Origin of the sequence: Mycolicibacterium frederiksbergense (assembly GCF_012223425.1) — a bacterium.
Classification (GTDB): domain Bacteria; phylum Actinomycetota; class Actinomycetes; order Mycobacteriales; family Mycobacteriaceae; genus Mycobacterium; species Mycobacterium frederiksbergense.
In genome coordinates, this window is the sequence record NZ_CP038799.1 from 609,491 (window position 1) to 628,194 (window position 18,704).

At 67.6% G+C, this 18,704-nt stretch carries 17 protein-coding genes and 1 pseudogene; 13 read left to right on the forward strand and 5 right to left on the reverse strand.

The genetic code is table 11. The features are described 5' to 3' along the window. Positions 1-15: 15 nt before the first annotated feature. The 8 genes and pseudogenes from nuoH (at position 16) to EXE63_RS05935 (ending at position 8,656) form a co-directional block, all read left to right on the forward strand. Positions 16-1,281, forward strand: a complete 1,266-nt coding sequence (gene nuoH / locus EXE63_RS05900; protein ID WP_168141200.1) for an NADH-quinone oxidoreductase subunit NuoH — start codon at positions 16-18, stop codon at positions 1,279-1,281. Further along, positions 1,265-1,801 carry an NADH-quinone oxidoreductase subunit NuoI gene (nuoI, locus tag EXE63_RS05905; protein ID WP_168141201.1) on the forward strand — a complete coding sequence of 179 codons (537 nt, stop codon included), beginning with the start codon at positions 1,265-1,267 and terminating at the stop codon, positions 1,799-1,801. The genes nuoH and nuoI overlap by 17 nt, the downstream gene beginning before the upstream one ends. Further along, the gene (locus tag EXE63_RS05910) at positions 1,801-2,565 is read left to right on the forward strand and encodes an NADH-quinone oxidoreductase subunit J (protein WP_168141202.1); all 765 of its coding nucleotides are present in this window, start codon (positions 1,801-1,803) and stop codon (positions 2,563-2,565) included. The genes nuoI and EXE63_RS05910 overlap by 1 nt, the downstream gene beginning before the upstream one ends. Then, the gene (nuoK, locus tag EXE63_RS05915) at positions 2,562-2,861 is read left to right on the forward strand and encodes an NADH-quinone oxidoreductase subunit NuoK (protein ID WP_168141203.1); all 300 of its coding nucleotides are present in this window, start codon (positions 2,562-2,564) and stop codon (positions 2,859-2,861) included. Before EXE63_RS05910 ends, nuoK begins: the two co-directional genes overlap by 4 nt. Then, a pseudogene (nuoL, locus tag EXE63_RS05920) lies at positions 2,861-4,770 on the forward strand (NADH-quinone oxidoreductase subunit L). Before nuoK ends, nuoL begins: the two are co-directional and overlap by 1 nt. Before the next feature lie 38 nt (positions 4,771-4,808). Further along, positions 4,809-6,323, forward strand: a complete 1,515-nt coding sequence (locus EXE63_RS05925) for an NADH-quinone oxidoreductase subunit M (RefSeq protein ID WP_234904541.1) — start codon at positions 4,809-4,811, stop codon at positions 6,321-6,323. Continuing rightward, positions 6,320-7,882: an NADH-quinone oxidoreductase subunit NuoN gene (gene nuoN / locus EXE63_RS05930; RefSeq protein ID WP_168141205.1), complete on the forward strand. Its 1,563-nt coding sequence runs from the start codon at positions 6,320-6,322 to the stop codon at positions 7,880-7,882. The genes EXE63_RS05925 and nuoN overlap by 4 nt, the downstream gene beginning before the upstream one ends. A gap of 9 nt (positions 7,883-7,891) precedes the next feature. After that, positions 7,892-8,656 carry an enoyl-CoA hydratase gene (locus EXE63_RS05935; protein ID WP_168141206.1) on the forward strand — a complete coding sequence of 255 codons (765 nt, stop codon included), beginning with the start codon at positions 7,892-7,894 and terminating at the stop codon, positions 8,654-8,656. A gap of 72 nt (positions 8,657-8,728) precedes the next feature. On the opposite strand, the gene EXE63_RS05940 is transcribed toward EXE63_RS05935, so the two are convergent. Beyond that, positions 8,729-9,325 carry a TetR/AcrR family transcriptional regulator gene (locus EXE63_RS05940; protein WP_105363583.1) on the reverse strand — a complete coding sequence of 199 codons (597 nt, stop codon included), beginning with the start codon at positions 9,323-9,325 and terminating at the stop codon, positions 8,729-8,731. 43 nt (positions 9,326-9,368) lie between these two features. On the opposite strand from EXE63_RS05940, the gene EXE63_RS05945 reads away from it, so the two are divergent. From EXE63_RS05945 to EXE63_RS05955, 3 genes are all read left to right on the forward strand, one after another. Further along, on the forward strand, positions 9,369-10,493 hold the full coding sequence (locus EXE63_RS05945; protein ID WP_168141207.1) for a phosphotransferase family protein: 1,125 nt from the start codon (positions 9,369-9,371) through the stop codon (positions 10,491-10,493). Further along, the gene (locus tag EXE63_RS05950) at positions 10,493-11,608 is read left to right on the forward strand and encodes an Rv3169 family protein (RefSeq protein ID WP_168141208.1); all 1,116 of its coding nucleotides are present in this window, start codon (positions 10,493-10,495) and stop codon (positions 11,606-11,608) included. Before EXE63_RS05945 ends, EXE63_RS05950 begins: the two co-directional genes overlap by 1 nt. A 46-nt stretch (positions 11,609-11,654) precedes the next feature. Further along, a protein-coding gene (locus EXE63_RS05955; protein ID WP_372451606.1) for an IS5 family transposase occupies positions 11,655-12,552 on the forward strand; the annotation gives its coding sequence in 2 pieces (ribosomal slippage) (positions 11,655-12,038 and positions 12,040-12,552; 897 coding nt in all). Between the two features lie 45 nt (positions 12,553-12,597). Here EXE63_RS05955 and EXE63_RS05960 read toward each other — a convergent pair. Next, on the reverse strand, positions 12,598-12,999 hold the full coding sequence (locus tag EXE63_RS05960) for a DUF4345 domain-containing protein (protein WP_168141209.1): 402 nt from the start codon (positions 12,997-12,999) through the stop codon (positions 12,598-12,600). Here EXE63_RS05960 and EXE63_RS05965 point away from each other — a divergent pair. After that, on the forward strand, positions 12,998-13,783 hold the full coding sequence (locus EXE63_RS05965) for a helix-turn-helix domain-containing protein (RefSeq protein ID WP_168141210.1): 786 nt from the start codon (positions 12,998-13,000) through the stop codon (positions 13,781-13,783). The genes EXE63_RS05960 and EXE63_RS05965 overlap by 2 nt on opposite strands. A 2-nt stretch (positions 13,784-13,785) precedes the next feature. On the opposite strand, the gene EXE63_RS05970 is transcribed toward EXE63_RS05965, so the two are convergent. Both EXE63_RS05970 and EXE63_RS05975 read right to left on the reverse strand, forming a co-directional pair. Further along, positions 13,786-15,336, reverse strand: a complete 1,551-nt coding sequence (locus EXE63_RS05970; protein ID WP_168141211.1) for a flavin-containing monooxygenase — start codon at positions 15,334-15,336, stop codon at positions 13,786-13,788. Between the two features lie 47 nt (positions 15,337-15,383). Further along, on the reverse strand, positions 15,384-16,355 hold the full coding sequence (locus EXE63_RS05975; protein WP_168145424.1) for a TIGR03617 family F420-dependent LLM class oxidoreductase: 972 nt from the start codon (positions 16,353-16,355) through the stop codon (positions 15,384-15,386). Between the two features lie 90 nt (positions 16,356-16,445). Between EXE63_RS05975 and EXE63_RS05980 the strand changes: the two genes are divergently transcribed. After that, positions 16,446-17,780 carry a flavin monoamine oxidase family protein gene (locus EXE63_RS05980; protein ID WP_168141212.1) on the forward strand — a complete coding sequence of 445 codons (1,335 nt, stop codon included), beginning with the start codon at positions 16,446-16,448 and terminating at the stop codon, positions 17,778-17,780. Here the strand turns inward: EXE63_RS05980 and EXE63_RS05985 are convergent. Beyond that, entirely contained in the window at positions 17,770-18,693 is a 924-nt protein-coding gene (locus EXE63_RS05985; RefSeq protein ID WP_168141213.1) for an alpha/beta fold hydrolase, read from the reverse strand. The genes EXE63_RS05980 and EXE63_RS05985 overlap by 11 nt on opposite strands. Between the last annotated feature and the right edge of the window lie 11 nt (positions 18,694-18,704).

Genomic DNA, 18,704 nt, shown 5'->3' on the forward strand with positions numbered 1-18,704 from the left:
GAAGCGGGATCGCCCATGATAATGCCGGACTTGAGCTCATTCGGCCGCGACCCGTGGTGGCTGGTGCTCGCCAAGTGCCTGCTGATCTTCGTGTTCCTCTTGCTCACGGTGCTGGTGGCCATCCTCGCCGAACGCAAGATCCTGGGCCGCATGCAGATGCGGTTGGGCCCCAACCGCGTCGGGCCGTTCGGGCTGCTGCAGAGCCTGGCCGACGGCGTCAAGCTCGCCCTCAAGGAGGGACTGATACCGGCCGGTGTCGACAAGCCGATCTATCTGATGGCGCCGGTGATCGCCGTCATCCCGGCGATCATGGCGTTCGCCGTCATCCCGATGGGCGGGCTGGTGTCGGTCTTCGGGCACACCACCGCACTGCAACTCACCGACCTGCCGGTGGCCGTGCTGTACGTGCTGGCGGTCACCTCGGTCGGGGTGTATGGAATCGTGTTGGCGGGCTGGGCATCCGGATCGACCTATCCGCTGCTGGGTGGTCTGCGCTCCAGCGCGCAGGTGGTCTCCTACGAGATCGCGATGGGGCTGTCGTTCGTGGCGGTGTTCCTCTACGCCGGCACCATGTCCACCTCCGGCATCGTCGCCGCGCAGCAGGGCACCTGGTTCGTGTTTCTGCTGCTGCCCTCGTTCCTGGTGTATGTGACCTCCATGGTCGGCGAGACCAACCGGGCGCCGTTCGACCTGCCGGAGGCCGAGGGCGAACTCGTCGGTGGTTTCCACACCGAGTACTCCTCGCTGAAGTTCGCAATGTTCATGCTCGCCGAGTACGTCAACATGACCACGGTGTCGGCGCTGGCCGCCACGATGTTCCTCGGTGGCTGGCAGGCACCGTTCCCGTTCAGCCTGATCGACGGCGCCAACTCGGGGTGGTGGCCGCTGCTGTGGTTCGTCGGGAAGGTGTGGGCCTTCCTGTTCCTGTTCATGTGGCTGCGCGCCACCCTGCCCAGGATGCGCTACGACCAGTTCATGGCGCTGGGCTGGAAGCTGCTCATCCCGGTTTCGCTGGGCTGGATCGTCATCGTCGCCATCACCCAGTTGGTGCGCGGACCGGGCTCGCCGATCTGGGTGGCCATGGTCATCAGTCTCGGTGCCGTGGTGGCGGTGGCCCTGATCCTGATGATCCGCGTGTCCCTGCGGCGCCACGCGATCCCGACGTTCAGCCTGCCCACGGATCCGGACGCGGTGAGCGTCTACCCGATTCCGCCGATACCGAATACTGCGCGTCCGCTGCGCGAGGAACCGAAGGAGCACGCAGATGTCCAAGACCGGTGATGCGCTGGCCGGGTTCGGCGTCACGTTCAAGGCGATGTTCAAGAAGCCGATCACCGAGCAGTACCCCGAGGAGCCCGGCCCGGTCGCGGCGCGCTACCACGGCAGGCATCAGCTGAACCGGTACGCCGACGGGCTGGAGAAGTGCATCGGCTGCGAGCTGTGCGCCTGGGCCTGCCCCGCGGACGCCATTTTCGTCGAGGGCGCGGACAACACCGAGCAGCAACGGTTTTCGCCCGGCGAGCGGTACGGGCAGGTCTACCAGATCAACTACCTACGGTGCATCGGCTGCGGGCTGTGCATCGAGGCCTGCCCCACCCGGGCGCTCACCATGACCAATGACTACGAGATGGCCGATGACAACCGTGCGGACCTGATCTACGGCAAGGACAAGTTGCTCGCCCCGCTGGCCGCCGACATGACCCCGCCCCCGCACGCGATGGCGCCGGGCAGCACCGATGAGGACTACTACCGCGGCAACATCAACGCCCTCGGACTGATCCAGCAGCCGGAGAAAGCCTGATGACCCTCGATATCGTGGCGGCTTCGGTCGATGGCGAGGCACTGACCCGCACCTCGACCACCGAGGCGGTGCTGTTCTGGATCCTGGGCGCAGTGATCGTGGGCAGCGCGCTCGGGGTGGTGGCGGCGAGCAAGGCGGTGTACTCGGCGATCTTCCTGGCCATCACGATGATCAACCTCGCGGTGCTCTACATCGCCCAGGACGCGGTGTTCCTCGGTGTGGTGCAGGTGGTCGTCTACACCGGTGCGGTGATGATGCTGTTCCTGTTCGTACTGATGCTGATCGGCGTGGACTCCTCGCAGTCACTGGTGGAAACCATCCGCGGACAGCGGATCTCGGCCATCGTCGTGGGTGTCGGGTTCGGGGCCCTGCTGATCGGGGCGATCGGCAACGCGTCGGTCACCGGATTCACCGGCCTCGGGCAGGCCAACGGAGCCGGCAATGTCGAGGGCCTGGCGGTGCTGATCTTCACCCGTTACGTGTGGGCCTTCGAGCTGACCGGCGCGTTGCTGATCACCGCGACGCTGGGCGCGATGCTGCTGGCCCACCGGGAGCGGTTCGACCGCCGCAAGACCCAGCGCGAGATGGCCGCCGAACGCTTCGCCCCGGGCGGGCATCCGACGCCGATGCCCAATCCCGGTGTGTACGCCCGGCACAACGCGGTCGACGTGCCGGCCCGGCTGCCCGATGGCACCGGTGCGCGCACATCGGTCAGCTCGGTGCTGGTGCCGCGTGGTCACGTGCGAACCGAGGATGACGAATGAACCCGGCGAACTACCTGTTCCTGTCGGCCCTGCTGTTCACCATCGGGGCCGCCGGAGTGCTGCTGCGCCGCAACGCCATCATCATGTTCATGTGCGTCGAGCTGATGCTCAACGGCGCCAACCTGTCGTTCGTGACGTTCTCCCGGATGCACGGGAACTTGGACGGGCAGGTGGTCGCCTTCTTCACCATGGTGGTCGCCGCCTGTGAGGTGGTGGTCGGACTGGCCATCATCATGGCGATCTTCCGGGCGCGCCGGTCGGCGTCGGTGGACGGCGCAAGTCTGCTGAGGCACTAGTGGACAACCTGACCTGGCTGTTGATCGCCCTGCCGCTGGCCGGAGCGGCGCTGCTGCTGCTCGGTGGCCGGGCCACCGACGCGTGGGGGCATCTGCTCGGGCTGGCCGCCGCCGCAGCGTCGTTCGTGGTCGCGGTGGTGCTGTTCACCCAGCTGCTCGGGCGCCCCGCGGATGACCGGGCGCTGCACCAGACCCTGTTCTCCTGGGTGCCGGCCGGCGAGCTGCGCGTCGATTTCGGGTTACAGGTCGACCAGCTGTCCATCTGCTTCGTACTGCTGATCACCGGCGTCGGATCGCTGATCCACCTGTACTCGGTCGGCTACATGTCTCACGATTCGGAACGCAGAAGGTTTTTCGCCTACCTGAATCTGTTCCTGGCGGCGATGCTGCTGCTGGTGCTCGCCGACAACTACCTGGGCCTGTACATGGGCTGGGAAGGCGTCGGGCTGGCCTCCTACCTGCTGATCGGGTTCTGGTCGCACAAGCCGAGCGCGGCCACCGCGGCCAAGAAGGCGTTCGTGGTCAACCGGGTCGGCGATATCGGCCTCGCCGTCGCGCTGATGGTGATGTTCGCCGCCACCGGAACCGTCTCGTACTCCGGTGTTTTCGCGGCCGCACCGCAACTGTCCGGCGGCACGCTGAACGCCATCGGGTTGCTGCTGCTGCTGGCCGCGTGCGGTAAATCCGCGCAGGTGCCGCTGCAGTCCTGGCTGGGCGACGCGATGGAGGGCCCGACCCCGGTCTCCGCGCTGATCCACGCGGCCACCATGGTGACCGCCGGCGTCTACCTCATCGTGCGGTCCGGCCCGGTGTTCAACCTGGCGCCCGAAGCCCAGACCGCGGTCGCCGTCGTCGGCGCCGTCACCCTGCTGTTCGGCGCGATCATCGGCTGCGCGAAGGACGACATCAAGAAGGCCCTCGCCGCGTCGACGATGAGCCAGATCGGCTACATGGTGCTGGCCGCCGGACTGGGACCCGCCGGGTACGCCGTCGCGATCATGCATCTGCTCACCCACGGGTTCTTCAAGGCGGGTCTGTTCCTGGGTGCCGGTTCGGTGATGCACGGGATGAACGACGAAACCGATATGCGGCGCTACGGCGGTTTGCGCACCGTCATGCCGATCACCTTCGTGACGTTCGGCCTGGGCTACCTCGCGATCATCGGGGTGCCGCCGTTCTCCGGCTTCTTCTCCAAGGACGCCATCATCGAAACCGCTTTCGCCGCAGGCGGAGTCAAGGGTCTGTTGTTGGGCGGTGCGACCCTGCTGGGCGCGGGGATCACCGCGTTCTACATGACCCGGGTCATGCTGCTGACGTTCTTCGGCCAGAAGCGGTGGCGCGCCGAGGCGAGCGAAGCGACGGGGGAATTGATCGCGCCGCATCCGCACGAGTCCCCTCGGTCATGACCGCCCCGATGATCGTGCTGGCCGTCGGGTCCGTCGGCGCCGGCGCGCTGCTGGCCATCGGCGGCACGCTGGCGCACTGGCTCGAACCGGTGGTCGGTACCCACGAGGCCCACCACGTCGTCCCGGTCTGGGTGATGACCACCATCACGCTGTCGGTGGTCGCGATCGGTATCGGTATCGCCTACCGCATGTACGCCACCCGGGCCATCCCCGAGATCGCAGCGGACGGGTCCGCGCTGACCGTGGCCGCGCGCCACGACCTCTACGGTGATGCGTTCAACGAACGGGTGCTGATGCGTCCCGGCGCGCAGTTCACCGCGGGGCTGGTGGAACTCGACGACGACGCGGTGGAGGGTGTGACCCGGGGCCTGGCCGCGGGCGTGGCGGGTGCATCCCAGCGGATGCGACAGTGGCAGAACGGGTTCGCCCGGTCCTATGCGCTGACCATGCTGGCAGGCACGGTCCTGGTGATCGGCGCGATTCTGGTGGTGAGGGTCTGGTGAACGGGATCGGCTTGCTGACCGCGCTGTGGGTGGTCCCGATGGTCGGCGCGGTGGTGGTGATCCTGCTGCCCTCCAAGGTGTTCGCCAAGTACCTCGCGCTGGCCGTCTCGTTGGCGGTGCTGCTGCTGGCCGCGACGCTCGCCGTCCAGTTCGACCCGGCCGGGGCGCAGTTCCAGTTCGTCGAGGACTATCCGTGGATACCGACCTTCGGCACCGGTTACATCCTGGGCCTGGACGGGATTGCGCTCGCGTTGGTGGTGCTGACGGCGGTGCTGGTGCCGCTGCTGATCGTGGCCGGTTGGCACGATGCCGGTGACCGAAGCTTCGGTCACCGCTCCACACAGAGCTATCTGGCGCTGACGCTGGCCGTCGAGGCCATGGTGCTGATCTCCCTGATGGCCCTCGACGTGTTGCTGTTCTACGTGTTCTTCGAGGCGATGCTCATCCCGATGTACTTCCTGATCGGCGGGTTCGGCGGCGCCGGACGGTCCAAGGCGGCGGTGAAGTTCCTGCTGTACAACCTTTTCGGCGGGCTGATCATGCTGGCCGCCGTCATCGGCCTCTACGTGGTGACCGCGAGCAGCGGGGCGTTCGATTCCGGCACTTTCGATTTCCGGGCCATCGCCGCGGCCGTCGCCAACGGCGAACTGAACATCGACCCGGCCCTGCTGAACGCGCTGTTCCTCGGCTTCATGTTCGCGTTCGCGGTGAAGGCGCCGCTGTGGCCGTTCCACCGCTGGCTGCCCGATGCCGCCGTCGAATCCACCCCGGCGACCGCGGTGCTGATGATGGCCGTCGTCGACAAGGTCGGCACCTTCGGCATGCTGCGCTACTGCCTGCAACTGTTCCCCGACGCCGCGAAGTACTTCCAGCCGCTGATCATCACGCTGGCCGTCATCGGGATCGTCTACGGTGCGATCGTCGCGATCGGCCAGACCGATGTGATGCGGCTGATCGCCTACACCTCGATATCGCATTTCGGCTTCATCATCCTGGGCATCTTCGCGATGACCAGCCAGGGCCAGGCGGGCTCGACGCTGTACATGGTCAATCACGGCATCTCCACCGCGGCGCTCTTCCTGATCGCCGGATTCCTGGTGTCGCGCAGAGGGACCCGGCTCATCGCGGACTTCGGCGGCGTGCAACGGGTCGCGCCCGTGCTGGCGGGCACCTTCCTGGTCGCCGGTCTGGCCACCCTGTCGTTGCCCGGGCTGGCACCGTTCATCAGCGAGTTCCTGGTCCTCATCGGCACGTTCACCCGGTTCCCGGTGCTCGCTGTCATCGCGGCCAGCGCACTCGTGTTGTCGGCGGTCTACATCCTGTGGGCCTACCAGCGGATGATGACCGGGCCGCTCACCGCGGGCAATGAATCGATCCGTGACCTGATACCGCGGGAGCTGATCGTGGTGGCCCCGTTGATCGCGCTGCTGCTGGTGCTCGGGGTGTATCCGAAACCGGCGCTCGATGTCATCAACCCGGCCGTCACGCACACACTGACCACCATCGACGTCCAAGACCCGGTACCCGCCACCGCGGAAGGGCCCGCGCAATGACCATCGAAGCCCCGTCCATCGAATACGGCCAGCTCTCACCGATTCTCATCGTGCTGGGCGTCGCCGTCCTCGGCGTGCTCGTGGAGGCGTTCCTACCGCGCCGCGCCCGCTACGCGACCCAGCTGGTGCTGGCCCTCGGCGGTCAGCTGACCGCGCTGGGCGCCGTCGTCTGGGTGCACACCGATCTCGGCGACTCGCCCGGCAACACCGCCGCGGCGGGCTCCCTGGTCGTCGACCGGCCCGCGTTGTTCCTGCAGGGACTGCTGCTGCTCATCGGCATCCTCGGTGTGCTGCTGATCGCCGAGCGCCGGATCGACGCCGGGGGCGAGTCGGGACTGGACGCGTTCACCCCGCAGGCCGCCGCGGTGCCGGGCAGTCTCGCCGAGAAGGTCGCCGTCAAAGCCGTTGTCGCGCAGACCGAGATCTTCCCGCTGACGATGTTCGCGCTCGGCGGCATGATGTTGTTCCCGGCCAGCGATGACCTACTGACCATGTTCGTCGCCCTGGAGGTGCTCTCGCTGCCGCTGTACCTGATGTGCGGTCTGGCCCGGCGCCGCCGTCTGGTGTCGCAGGAAGCAGCCCTCAAGTACTTCCTGCTCGGCGCGTTCTCCTCGGCATTCTTCCTGTATGGAATCGCGATGCTGTACGGGTATTCCGGCGGTTTCCGCCTCGACGATATCGCCGCCGCCGTACAGGCCGAACGCGGTGACACCGCGCTGGCGCTGGTCGGGGTCGGGCTGGTGGCCGTCGGGATCCTGTTCAAAGTCGGCGCAGTGCCGTTCCATTCCTGGATTCCCGACGTCTACCAGGGCGCCCCCACCCCGGTCACCGCATTCATGGCGGCCGCCACCAAGATCGCCGCGTTCGGCGCCATGCTGCGCATCTTCTACGTCGCGCTGCCCGGGCTCGCCGATGACTGGCAGCCGATGCTATGGGTGATCGCGATCGTCACGATGGTCGTCGGCACCGTCACCGCGGTGTCCCAAAGCGATGTCAAACGGATGCTGGCTTATTCGGCGGTGGCGCACACCGGGTTCATCCTCACCGGCGTCATCGCGCTGAACGGGGCGGGGGTCGCGGCGACGCTGTTCTATCTGTTCGCTTACGGGTTCAGCACCCTGGGCGCCTTCGCGCTGGCCGGCCTGGTGCGCCGCGCCGACGGCGAGGAGGAGACCACACTCAGCCGGTGGGCCGGGCTTGGCCGCCGTTATCCGGTGGTGGGCGTGGTGTTTTCGCTGTACCTGCTTGCCTTCGCCGGTATCCCGCTGACCAGTGGGTTCGTCAGCAAGTTCGCCGTGTTCAAGGCGGCCGCCGAGGGCGGGGCCGGTCCACTGGTGATCGTCGGCGTCATCGCCAGCGCGGTGGCGGCCTACTTCTACGTGCGGGTGATCGTGCTGATGTTCTTCACCGATCCGCCCGAGGATGCACCGGTCGTCGTGGTGCCCAGCCTGCTGACCACGGGTGCGGTGACCGTCACCGCCGCCGTCACGTTCGCCCTCGGCGCGCTGCCGCAGCCGCTGCTGGATCTGGCGAACCAAGCACAGCAGTTCGTCCGCTAGGTTCCCCGGATGAGCGAAGTTCTGATCACCGACCACGACGCCGTGCGGGTGTTGACCCTGAACCGGCCGCAGGCCCGCAACGCGCTGAGCCACGACCTGATCAGGGCGCTGTATGCGGCGCTGAAGGCGGCCGACGCCGACGAGGAGGTGCTCGCGGTCGTGCTCACCGGCACCGATCCGGCGTTCTGCGCCGGCGTCGACCTCAAGGAGGCGGCCCGCGACGGGCTGAAGTACTTCGAGGAGTTCCGCTCGCAGAGTTGCATCACCGCGGTCCGGGAGATGCGCACCCCGATCATCGGCGCCATCAACGGCGCCACCTTCACCGGCGGGCTGGAGATCGCACTGGGCTGCGACTTCCTGGTCGCCTCCGAACGCGCGGTGTTCGCCGACACCCACGCCCGGGTGGGGATCCTGCCCGGCGGCGGGATGACCGCGCGGCTACCTCAGGTCGTCGGGCTGTCCATGGCACGCCGGATGTCGATGACCGGGGAGGTCATCGACGCGGCCCGCGCCGAGCGGATCGGCCTGGTCACCGAGGTGGTCGCGCATGACCGACTGCTGGAGCGCGCCCTGGAGCTGGCCGGGGCCGTCGCCGAGGTACCGGGACCGACCATGCTGGGGCTCAAGGAGATCTACACCGAAGGTGCGGCGGCGGTCATCGACCCGGCGCTGGCCGCAGAGGCGCGCATCGCGTATGCGCAGCACCGCGAGTTCGGGGATCTCGGTGACCGGTTCCGCGCGGTGTCCGAGCGCAACAAGAGCCAGATCACCTAGTCGCCGAAACTGCATTCCGGCAGGCCTCCACTCGCAATTTCCCTTCCGGAATGCAGTTTCGGCGGAGAAAGCTCAGCGGATCACGCCGTGCACCAGGATCGCGGTGGTCTGGTCGACCCACTGATCGTGCAGATCCTGTCCGGGGGTGAGCAGCATCCGCAGCAGGGTGGCGCCGCCGACCAGTTCGATCAGTCGGTCCGGGTCGACCTCCGGCTTCACCTCGCCGCGCTCGACGGCGCGCTGCAGCCGTAGCCGCACCACCTCGAACAGCCCGGTGAACCGGCCCATCACCCGGTCGTTGAGGTCGGGGTCGGCGGCCATGTCCGCGATCACCCCGGGCAGCGCGGCCCGCACCACCGGGCTGGTGAACACCGCCCCGGCGGCCGCGATCATCTCCCGCACGTCGGTGGCGATATCGCCCTCGGGCAGGCCCAACGCCGTGGGTGTGGTGGGAAACGCCGCTTCGTGCACCAACTCGGCCTTGCTGGACCACCGGCGGTACAGCGCGGTCTTCGTGGTGCCCGCCCGTTCGGCCACCGCGGCCATGGTCAGGTTCGAATATCCGATCTGCACAAGAAGATCCGATGTCGCCGCGAGGATGGCAGCATCGATGCGAGGGTCCCGGGGGCGGCCGGCACCCTTGTCAACCGGCGGTATCTCTGCTTTCATAACGCTACCCACCGTATCGTAATTCGGGCCGGAAGGAACAACCGTGGCGAATGAACCGGCTGTCGAGGACGTCAGCCGCCTCCAGCATTCCAGCCGCGACACCGACGCTCTACCCGAGCAGCTGTCGCAGTGGCTGGCCACGGTGCTGCCAGAACGAGCGGCACCGCAGATCACCGTCGAGAACGGTGTCGACGCCAACGGCATGTCCTCGGAGACGATCCTGCTCACCGCGCGGTGGGGCGACGACGAGCAGCGCCTGGTGGCCCGGGTGGCGCCCACCGCCACCGATGTGCCGGTGTTCTCCTCCTACCGGCTGGACCACCAGTTCGAGCTGATGCGTCTGGTCGGCGAGCTCACCGAGGTACCGGTACCGCGGGTGCGCTGGATCGACACCACCGGCGAGGTCCTCGGCACACCGTTCTTCCTGATGGACCGCGTCGACGGCGAGGTACCGCCCGATGTGATGCCCTACACCTTCGGCGGCAACTGGTTCGCCGATGCCGCACCCGAGCGCCGGCGCGAGTTGCAGGACTCCACGGTGGAGGTGCTGGCCAAGCTGCACGCCATTCCCGATGCGGCACAGCGGTTCTCTTTCCTGGCCGAGGTCGATCCACCCGGTGACACCCCGCTGCGCAGGCACTTCGGCTGGCTCAAGGAATGGTACGAGTTCGCGGTGCCCGATATCGGCCGCTCACCGCTGGTCGACCGCGCGCTGCAGTGGCTCGAAGAGCACTTCCCCACCGAGGTCGCGGCGTCCCCTGCGGTGCTGACCTGGGGCGACTCCCGCGTCGGCAATGTCCTGTACGCGGACTTCCGGCCGGTCGCCGTGCTCGACTGGGAGATGGCCACGGTGGGCCCGCGCGAGCTGGACGTCTCATGGATCATCTTCGCCCACATGGTGTTCCAGGAGCTCGCCGGCCTGGCCGGGCTGCCCGGCCTGCCGGACGTGTTGCGCGAGGAGGATGTGCGCGCGACCTATGAACGGCTCACCGGGGCGACGCTGGGCGATCTGCACTGGTTCTATATCTACTCCGCGGTGATCTGGTGTTGCGTGTTCATGCGCACCACCGCCCGCCGGGTGCACTTCGGGGAGATGGAGCAGCCCGAGGATGTCGAGTCCACCTTCTACCACGCGTCGCTGCTGCGCCGCCTTCTTGAGGAGTCATAGTGCTCGGACCGATGGATGAGTTTCCGGTACACCAGGTTCCGCAACCCATTGCGTGGCCGGGATCATCGGACCGGAACTTCTACGACCGTTCCTACTTCAACGCCCACGACCGCACCGGCGACATCTTCGTCATCACCGGGCTGGGCTACTACCCCAATCTCGGGGTGAAGGACGCCTTCCTGCTGGTACGCCGCGGCGATGTGCAGACCGCGGTGCACCTGTCCGACGCACTCGATCAGGACCGGCTCAACCAGCACGTCAACGGTTATCGCGTCGAGGTCACCGACCCGCTGCACAGTCTGCGGATCACCCTGGAGGAGACCGACGGTATCGCCGCCGATCTCACCTGGAACGGCCTGTTCGACGTGGTGCAGGAGCAGCGCCACCTGATGCGCCAGGGCAACCGGGTGACGTTGGACGCCCAGCGCTTCGCCCAGTTGGGTTCCTGGAGTGGTCATCTGGAGATCGACGGGGAACGCATCGCGGTGGACCCGGCGACCTGGATCGGGTCACGCGACCGGTCCTGGGGCATCCGCCCGATCGGTGAGGCCGAAACGCCCGGCCGGCCTGCCGATCCCCCGTTCGAAGGTATGTGGTGGCTGTATGTCCCGATGGCGTTCGACGACTACTCCATCGTCATCATCATCCAGGAGGCACCCGACGGGTTCCGCTCCCTGAACGACTGCACCCGGATCTTCAAGGACGGCCGCGTCGAGCAGCTCGGCTGGCCCAGGGTGAAGGTCCACTACCGCTCCGGTACCCGCATCCCCACCGGCGCCACCATCGACGCGACGGCACCCGACGGTACCGCGCTGCGATTCGACGTGGAATCCAAACTGCCGGTGCCGATTCACGTCGGCGGCGGCTACGGCGGCGACTCGGACTGGATCCACGGCGTGTGGAAGGGCGAGAAGTTCACCGAGCGGCTGACCTATGACATGACCGACCCGGCGATCATCGGCCGGGCCGCTTTCGGGGTCATCGACCATGTGGGCCGGGCGGTCTGCACCGAGGGAGACAAGGCTCCGGTCGAAGGCTGGGGTCTGTTCGAGCACGGCGCGCTGGGCCGGCACGACCCATCCGGGTTCGCCGACTGGCTCACCGTCGCCCCCTAGGGCGTGTCTGACAAATGTTTCGGGTGTTTCGGCTGAGACTTAGGCCATGTCACGGTTCCAGCTGCTCACCGATGCTCAATGGTCGTTGATTGAAGAGCTTCTTCCTGTTCGGACAGGTAAGAAGGGCAGGCCTTTTCGGGATGCCCGCCAGATGCTCGAGGGGATCATCTACCGGTACCGGTGCGGCATCGCCTGGCGCGACGTTCCCGAGGCGTTTGGGCCGTGGCAGACGATCTGGACCTGGCATCGAAGGATGAGCGCAGAGGGCACCTGGGATGCGGTGTTGGCGCGGTTGCTGGCTGCCGCCGACGAAGCCGGGATCATCGATTGGTCGGTGTCGGTGGATTCCACGATCGCCCGTGCTCATCAACATGCCACGAACATCACCCGTGACACAGGGGGCTGGGTCGAATTACACAAATCTGGCCAGCGAGCCGCCTGACCACGGCATTGGCCGCTCCCGCGGCGGACTGACCAGCAAGATCCATCACCTCGTCGACGGCCACGGACGACCGTTGGTCGTGCTCGTGGGCGCTGGCCAAGCCAACGACGGACCGGTTCTGGAGCATTTGCTCGCCCACCTGAAAGTCGAGCGCTGCGGTCGGGGGCGGCCACGCACGCGGCCTGATCGCCTGCGTGGCGACAAGGCCTATTCCAGCCGAGCGACTCGACAGCGGCTGCGACGACGAGGGATCGTCGCAGTCATTCCCGAACCGTCCGATCAGATCGGCCACCGCAAACGTCGTGGCACCCAAGGCGGGCGACCACCAGCCTTCGATGCCGAAGACTACAAGGGCCGCAACGTCATCGAACGCAACTTCAACGTCGTCAAGCAATGGCGCGGTCTGGCCACCCGCTACGACAAACTCGCCATCGTTTACCGCGGCGGAGCAGTCCTAAGGGCCATCACACTTTGGCTACCGCATTTATCAGACACGGCCTAGATCTCCTCGCGAGCTGGGGGCACCTCCCGCTTGCGAGCGGGTGAACTAGGCCACCCAGCACAGCGCGCCGGCGGCCACCGCCTCCACCAGGCAGTAGAACCAGTTGGGGTAGAACGACGTCCGGTCACCGAGCACCGCGGACGCCACCCGGCCCAGCGCCATCCCGCCCAGTGCCGCGCCGACGGTGATCAGCACGCCGGTGCGCACCTCCCCCGGCGTGGCCGCCGCATACCCGAGCACCACGGCGATGGCCACACCGAAACCGCCATACACCGCACGCACTTCCGCGCGCTGCGCATCGGCGGCCAGGGTGAACCCGAACGGGCGCAGCATGGTCGCCGGCGCAGCAAGCGCATACAGACCCATACCGAGGAAGAACACCCCGACGATGCCGATCACTACTAGGGCCACGGTAACCTCCTGAGCACTTGACGAGGAGTCCAGCATGTCGCCCCGAGCACCCGCTCCGCTTCCACAAACCTGCTATCCGGCGGTGTGGTTGTGGCCGGGACAGGCCCTCTATTCCGGCCCCGGTCTGGGCCTGCAACCCCACTCCGGCTCGGTGTGGTGCCTGGCCGTCGGGGTGGACGGGCCGCTGACGGTGCAGGTCGGCACGCAGCGCATCGAGGCGCGCACGGCGCTGATACCGCCGCGGCTGGTGCACCACCTGACGATGACGGGATCTTCTCCCGTCGCTCCGCTCGCCCCGACCCCGCTGGTGTCGTGTTACCTCGACCCCGCCTCGCAGCGCTCGGCCGCCTGCCGTGCGCAGTTCGACCGGTTCCACGGCGATATCGGCGTCCAGCACGCCGCCGAGACCGCACTGCTCACCCCGCCCACCGATGACATCGAGGCGCTGCGCTGGCTGGATATCGCGGCACCCTCGGATGTCCGGGTGATCGACCCGCGAATCGAGCTGGCCGCCAAGCAGGTTCGAGACGACCCGGCCGCCGCGGTGCCGGCCGCCGAGCTCGCCGCGTCGGCCGGGCTGTCCGAATCCCGGTTCCTGCACCTGTTCCGGCAGGAGATCGGGTCCAGTCTGCGCCGCTACCGGCTGTGGTGCCGGCTGATGCGGGCCGGGGCGGAGCTCGCCGCGGGCCAGAATCTCACCACCGCCGCGGCCGAAGCCGGGTTCGCCAGCCCGTCGCATCTGGCCGACCGTTTCAAGACGACGTTCGGCTTGTCGGCCACGCAGCTACTCGCGACGGGCCTGACGATCCGGACGCCCTGAACTCAGCCCGCGACGGTGCGCAGAGTCTGGTCAGCGGGCGGCGTGTCGGCCTCAGACACGCTCACTCGCGGGGAAGCCGCGGCGGCCTGCACCCGGCCGAACACCATCGACTCCTCGATCCGGTCGAAACGATGCTCGACGGTATCCAGCGCGTAGTTGTGCCGGACGTTCCACGGCCGCTTCGTCCCCGATTTGGGCAGTGCGTGCGGGGAGCGTTTGATGTAGCCGGCGTCGAGGTCGAACGTCGGCTTCTCCGGCATGACGGTCGAGCCCAGGTGCGGGTAGGCGCTGGTGTAGCCGTGGGAATCCATGTAGGCCAACAATTTGGCCACCGCCCGCGCGGTCATGTCGGCGCGCAACGTCCAGGACGCGTTGGTGTAACCGATGCACCAGGCCATGTTGGGGATGTCCTCGAGCAGATGTTCCTTGTAGACGAAGCGTTCGGTGGGGTCGACCCGTTTACCGTCCATGGAGATCTCGATGCCGCCGAATGACTGCAACTGCAGACCGGTGGCGGTGACGATGATGTCGGCGTCGATACGGTCCCCCGAGGTCAGCACGATGCCGTCGGCGTCGATGCGGTCGATGTGTTCGGTGACCACCTCGGCGCGGCCGGCGCTGATGTCCTCGAACAGATCACCGTCGAGCACCAGGCACATCCGCTGGTCCCACGGGTTGTAACGCGGCTTGAAATGGACGTCGACCGGATAGCCCTCGGGCAGTTCGGCAATGGTGGCCCGGCGGATCACCTTGCGGCCGAGGCCCGGCGCCTTGCGGAAGAACATGTACAGCAGAAAGTGATACCAGGCGTTGCGGAACCGGACGACCTGGTGGGCGATCTTGCGCGGCAGCACCTTCCGGACCGCCTGCATCGGCTTGGGCACCGCGGGCATGGACATCATGTAGGTCGGTGAGCGTTGCAGCATGGTCACGTGGGCTGCCTTCTCGGCCAACTCGGGCACCAGGCTGATCGCGGTCGCGCCGCTGCCGATGACCACCACCCGCTTGCCGGCGTAGTCGAGGTCCTCCGGCCAGAACTGCGGATGCACGACGGTCCCGGCGAAGGACTCGATGCCCGGGAAATCCGGGGTGTGCGCCTGGTCGTAGTTGTAATAGCCGGTCCCGAAGAAGACGAACCTTGCCCGGTGGGTGGTGGCCACCCCGTCCTGTTCGGCGTGCACCGTCCAGGTGTCGGTTGCCGAATCCCAGTCCACCGAGGACACCCGCGTATCGAACCGGATGTGCCGGTCGATGCCGTACTTGCGGGCCGTCTCGGTCAGGTACTCGCGGATGTCAGCGCCGTCGGCGACATGCTCGCGTCGGGTCCACGGCTCATACGGGTAGCTGAGGGTGAAGATATCGCTGTCGGAACGAATCCCCGGGTAGCGGAACAGGTCCCAGGTGCCGCCGATGCGCTGCCTGCGTTCCAGGATGGTGTAGCTCAGCCCGGGATTGCGCTCGTGGATGCGGTAGGCGGCGTTGATACCCGAGATACCGGCACCGATGATCAGCACATCGGAGAACTCGGGTTCGGTCGCAGTTTCGTTGGACACCGGACAACCTCCTTGTGGTCCTGCCCCGTACCACCCACCTTAGGACCTCAGGTGCGCAGCTCGTCAACGATCTGGGCCAGCAATTCCGTTTCGATCGGTCCGGGCTGATAGATGCAGATCCGGTCCGAGATGCCGTCCACGCGGTCCCGGATATGGGCCGCCACCTGCGCCGGGGTGCCGCACGCGGCGATGGTGTGCAGCACATCGTCGTCGATGAGCGCGCCCATCTCCGACCAGCGGCCCTGCTTGGACAGCGCGTTCAGTTCGGGCTGCAGGTCCCCCCAGCCGTGGATGTCGAGCACCGGCCGGTAGGCGGGTGTGGACCCGTAGAAGGCCAGCAGCTGCCGGGTGGCCGTGTGGTCCTCACCCACCGACACGATGATCTCGGGGACGATCGCCAGGTCGGCGCGGGTGCGTCCGCCCGCGGCGAGGCCCTCGTCGACGGCGGTCATGGTGACCTCGTGCAGGAACTTCTTGTTGCCGAACGGCATCACCAGCAGACCGTCGGCGTGCTGCGCGGTCGCCTTGGTCAGCCGCGGCCCGAGGGCGCCGACGTAGATGGGCGGCGGCCCGTACGGGTTGTCGCGCGGGGTGAACGTCGGCGTCATCAGGGTGTGGCGGTAGTACTCACCCCGGAAATCCAGCCGCTCCCCGGTGGACCAGGTGGTGAAGATGGCGCGCAGCGCCGCGACGAGTTCGGTCATCCGCACCACCGGGCGGTCGAACTCGGCGCCGAACCGCTTCTCGATCTGGGTGCGGATCTGGGTGCCCAGCCCCAGGGTGAACCGGCCCTGGGTCAGGATCTGGTGGTCGATGGCCTGGTGCGCCAGATGGATCGGGTTGCGCGGGAACGCGATCGCCACGTTGGTCATCAGGTCCAGGCCGCCGACGGTGGAGGCCAGCGTCAACGGCGTGAAGACGTCGTGCGGCCCCTCGAAGGTGAACACCCCACTGGCCCCGGCATCGCGTAGCGCCTCGGCGCGTTCGATGGCTCCCACAGGACCGAACAGCGCAGTCATCACCTTCACAGCGGGCACCCTACTGCGATTTCGCCGTGAAATCGTGCGCATACCGCACGTTTTCACGCCGAAATCGCGTAGGAAGGGGGCGTGACCGATGTGATCGTGGTGGGGGCCGGATTCGCAGGACTGTCAGCGGCACGCGAGCTGACCAAACGTGGGCACAAGGTGGTGGTGCTCGAAGGGCGGGACCGGGTCGGGGGTCGCGCCCACACCGCGACGCTGGCCGGGGTGCCCGTCGACCTGGGCGCGACGTTCGTCGGGCCGACCCAGGACGCCGTGATCGCGCTGGCCGCCGAACTGGGCTGCGAGACGGTGCCGACCTACAGTCGCGGCAAGAACCTCATCCGCTGGCACGGCAAGGTGCGCTCCTACCGCAGCACCATCCCGAAACTGTCGCTGATCGAACTGCTCGACGTGTCCCGTATCCAGTGGCGTTTCGACCGGCTGAGCAAGCTGATCCCGGTGACCGACACCTGGGCGGCCCCGGCCGCGCACCGGCTGGATCAGAAGAGCCTGGAGGGCTGGCTGCGCGCCGTCCATGCCAGCGCCTCCACCCGCAATCTGATGGCCATCATGGCGCGGGTGACGTGGGGGTGCGAACCCGGCGATGTGTCGATGCTGCACGCGGTGCGCTACGTCAAGGCCGCCGGCGGGCTGGGCCGGATGCTCGACGTCAAGGGCGGCGCCCAGCAGGACCGCTTCCCGGCGGGCACCCAGCAGATCGCCGAGCGGATGGCCGCCGACCTCGGCGACCGGGTGATCACCGGCGCGCCGGTACGAAGTATCACCCGCACCGGTTCCGGTTTCACCGTGGGGTCCGCGCGCGGCGAGCATGCCGCGAGCGCCCTCGTGCTGGCGATAGCGCCCGCCCACCGGGCGGCGATCACCTTCGATCCGCCGCTGCCCGCGGGCCACGTTCAGCTCGCGAAGCACTGGCCGCAGGGCAATCTCAGCAAGGCCTATGCCGCCTACGAGAAGCCGTTCTGGCGGACCGGGGGGTGCTCCGGGGAGGCGCTGTCGGATGAGGGCCCGATCTTCATCACCTTCGATGTCAGCCCCGGCGATGACGGGCCCGGGATCCTGCTGGGCTTCGCCGATGCGCGCACCTTCGACGACCTGGCGCCCGAGGTGCGTCGCGAACGCGCACTCGGGTGCTTCACGACGTTGTTCGGTGCCGCCGCCGCCACCCCGGTCGACTACCTGGATCACTGCTGGAGCGCCGAACCGTTCGCCCCCGGCGGGCCCACCGCGGCCGTACCGCCCGGTGCGTGGGTCGAGCACGGAGCGCACCTGCGTGAACCGGTGGACGGAATCTTCTGGGCCGGAACCGAAACCGCCGACCAGTGGACCGGTTTCCTGGATGGCGCGGTGCGCTCCGGGCACCGCGCGGCGGCCGAGGTGGGTGCCTACCTCAGGAGCTGAGGCGCTGCTGGGTAACCGATTCGGCGAGTGAACGCAAGGTGCGGTTCACCTCATCGGGGCATTCCAGGATGGCGCAGTGCCCGCCGGGCAGCTCCACGAACTCGGTCAGGTTGGGGGCGTGCTCGGCGATGTGCCGGGACGCGTTGATCGGCAGCAACCGGTCCTTGGTGCTGCCGATGACCAGCGTCGGCACCGTCAGGTTGTGCAGCGAAATATGCTGTGCACCAAGTCCGTCGACCAATACCCGGGCCCATCCGCCGCGGCCCGCGGGCGAGGTGGTGGCGAACAGCCGGTACACCAGTTCGGCGACCGACGGATCGGCGTCGCGACCGACCGCGAGGTAGGCGACGAAACGCTTGTTGGCCCGGTCGGCGAGCTTGGGGACCGGGGTGGCGCCGAAGGTCTTGAGCAGGGTCCCCGCGCCGCGGATCCGGGTGGCGGCCAGCGCCGGCGGCACCTGGGCCAGCTGCACATCGCGCAACAAGTCCCCGGTGGTGGTGTTGATCAGCGCGACGGCGTCGGCGCATTGGGCGACGCGGTGCGGGTAACGCTGTGACCAGGCGCTGATGGCGATACCGCCCATCGAATGCCCGCCGATGACCGCGCGTTGCCCCGGGGCCAGCGTCGCATCGAGCACCGCATCCAGATCGGCGGCCAGATGGTTGAGGCTGTAGGCCTTGCGGCCGCGCGGGGCCTCGCTGAGGCCGTGCCCGCGGTGGTCGTAAGCGATCACCTTGTAGTCGCGGGCCAGGTCGGCGATCTGGTGGGCCCAGACCTCGATGGCGCAGGTGATGCCGTGTGCCAGCACGATCGGATAGCCGTCGTCGGGCCCGAAGACCCGGACGTGCAGCCGGGTGCCGTCGAAGGAACGTACGTGCACTGTGTTGGCCGGTGGGAGCGCTGGCAGTGTCATCGGAGTTGCTC

Coding starts and splice junctions, on each gene's coding strand:
- nuoH (WP_168141200.1), top strand. CDS start 16: ATGATAATGCCGGACTTGAGCTCATTCGGCCGCGACCCGTGGTGGCTG.
- nuoI (WP_168141201.1), top strand. CDS start 1,265: ATGTCCAAGACCGGTGATGCGCTGGCCGGGTTCGGCGTCACGTTCAAG.
- EXE63_RS05910 (WP_168141202.1), top strand. CDS start 1,801: ATGACCCTCGATATCGTGGCGGCTTCGGTCGATGGCGAGGCACTGACC.
- nuoK (WP_168141203.1), top strand. CDS start 2,562: ATGAACCCGGCGAACTACCTGTTCCTGTCGGCCCTGCTGTTCACCATC.
- EXE63_RS05925 (WP_234904541.1), top strand. CDS start 4,809: ATGGTCGGCGCGGTGGTGGTGATCCTGCTGCCCTCCAAGGTGTTCGCC.
- nuoN (WP_168141205.1), top strand. CDS start 6,320: ATGACCATCGAAGCCCCGTCCATCGAATACGGCCAGCTCTCACCGATT.
- EXE63_RS05935 (WP_168141206.1), top strand. CDS start 7,892: ATGAGCGAAGTTCTGATCACCGACCACGACGCCGTGCGGGTGTTGACC.
- EXE63_RS05940 (WP_105363583.1), bottom strand. CDS start 9,325: ATGAAAGCAGAGATACCGCCGGTTGACAAGGGTGCCGGCCGCCCCCGG.
- EXE63_RS05965 (WP_168141210.1), top strand. CDS start 12,998: ATGTCGCCCCGAGCACCCGCTCCGCTTCCACAAACCTGCTATCCGGCG.
- EXE63_RS05960 (WP_168141209.1), bottom strand. CDS start 12,999: ATGCTGGACTCCTCGTCAAGTGCTCAGGAGGTTACCGTGGCCCTAGTA.
- EXE63_RS05975 (WP_168145424.1), bottom strand. CDS start 16,355: ATGACTGCGCTGTTCGGTCCTGTGGGAGCCATCGAACGCGCCGAGGCG.
- EXE63_RS05985 (WP_168141213.1), bottom strand. CDS start 18,693: ATGACACTGCCAGCGCTCCCACCGGCCAACACAGTGCACGTACGTTCC.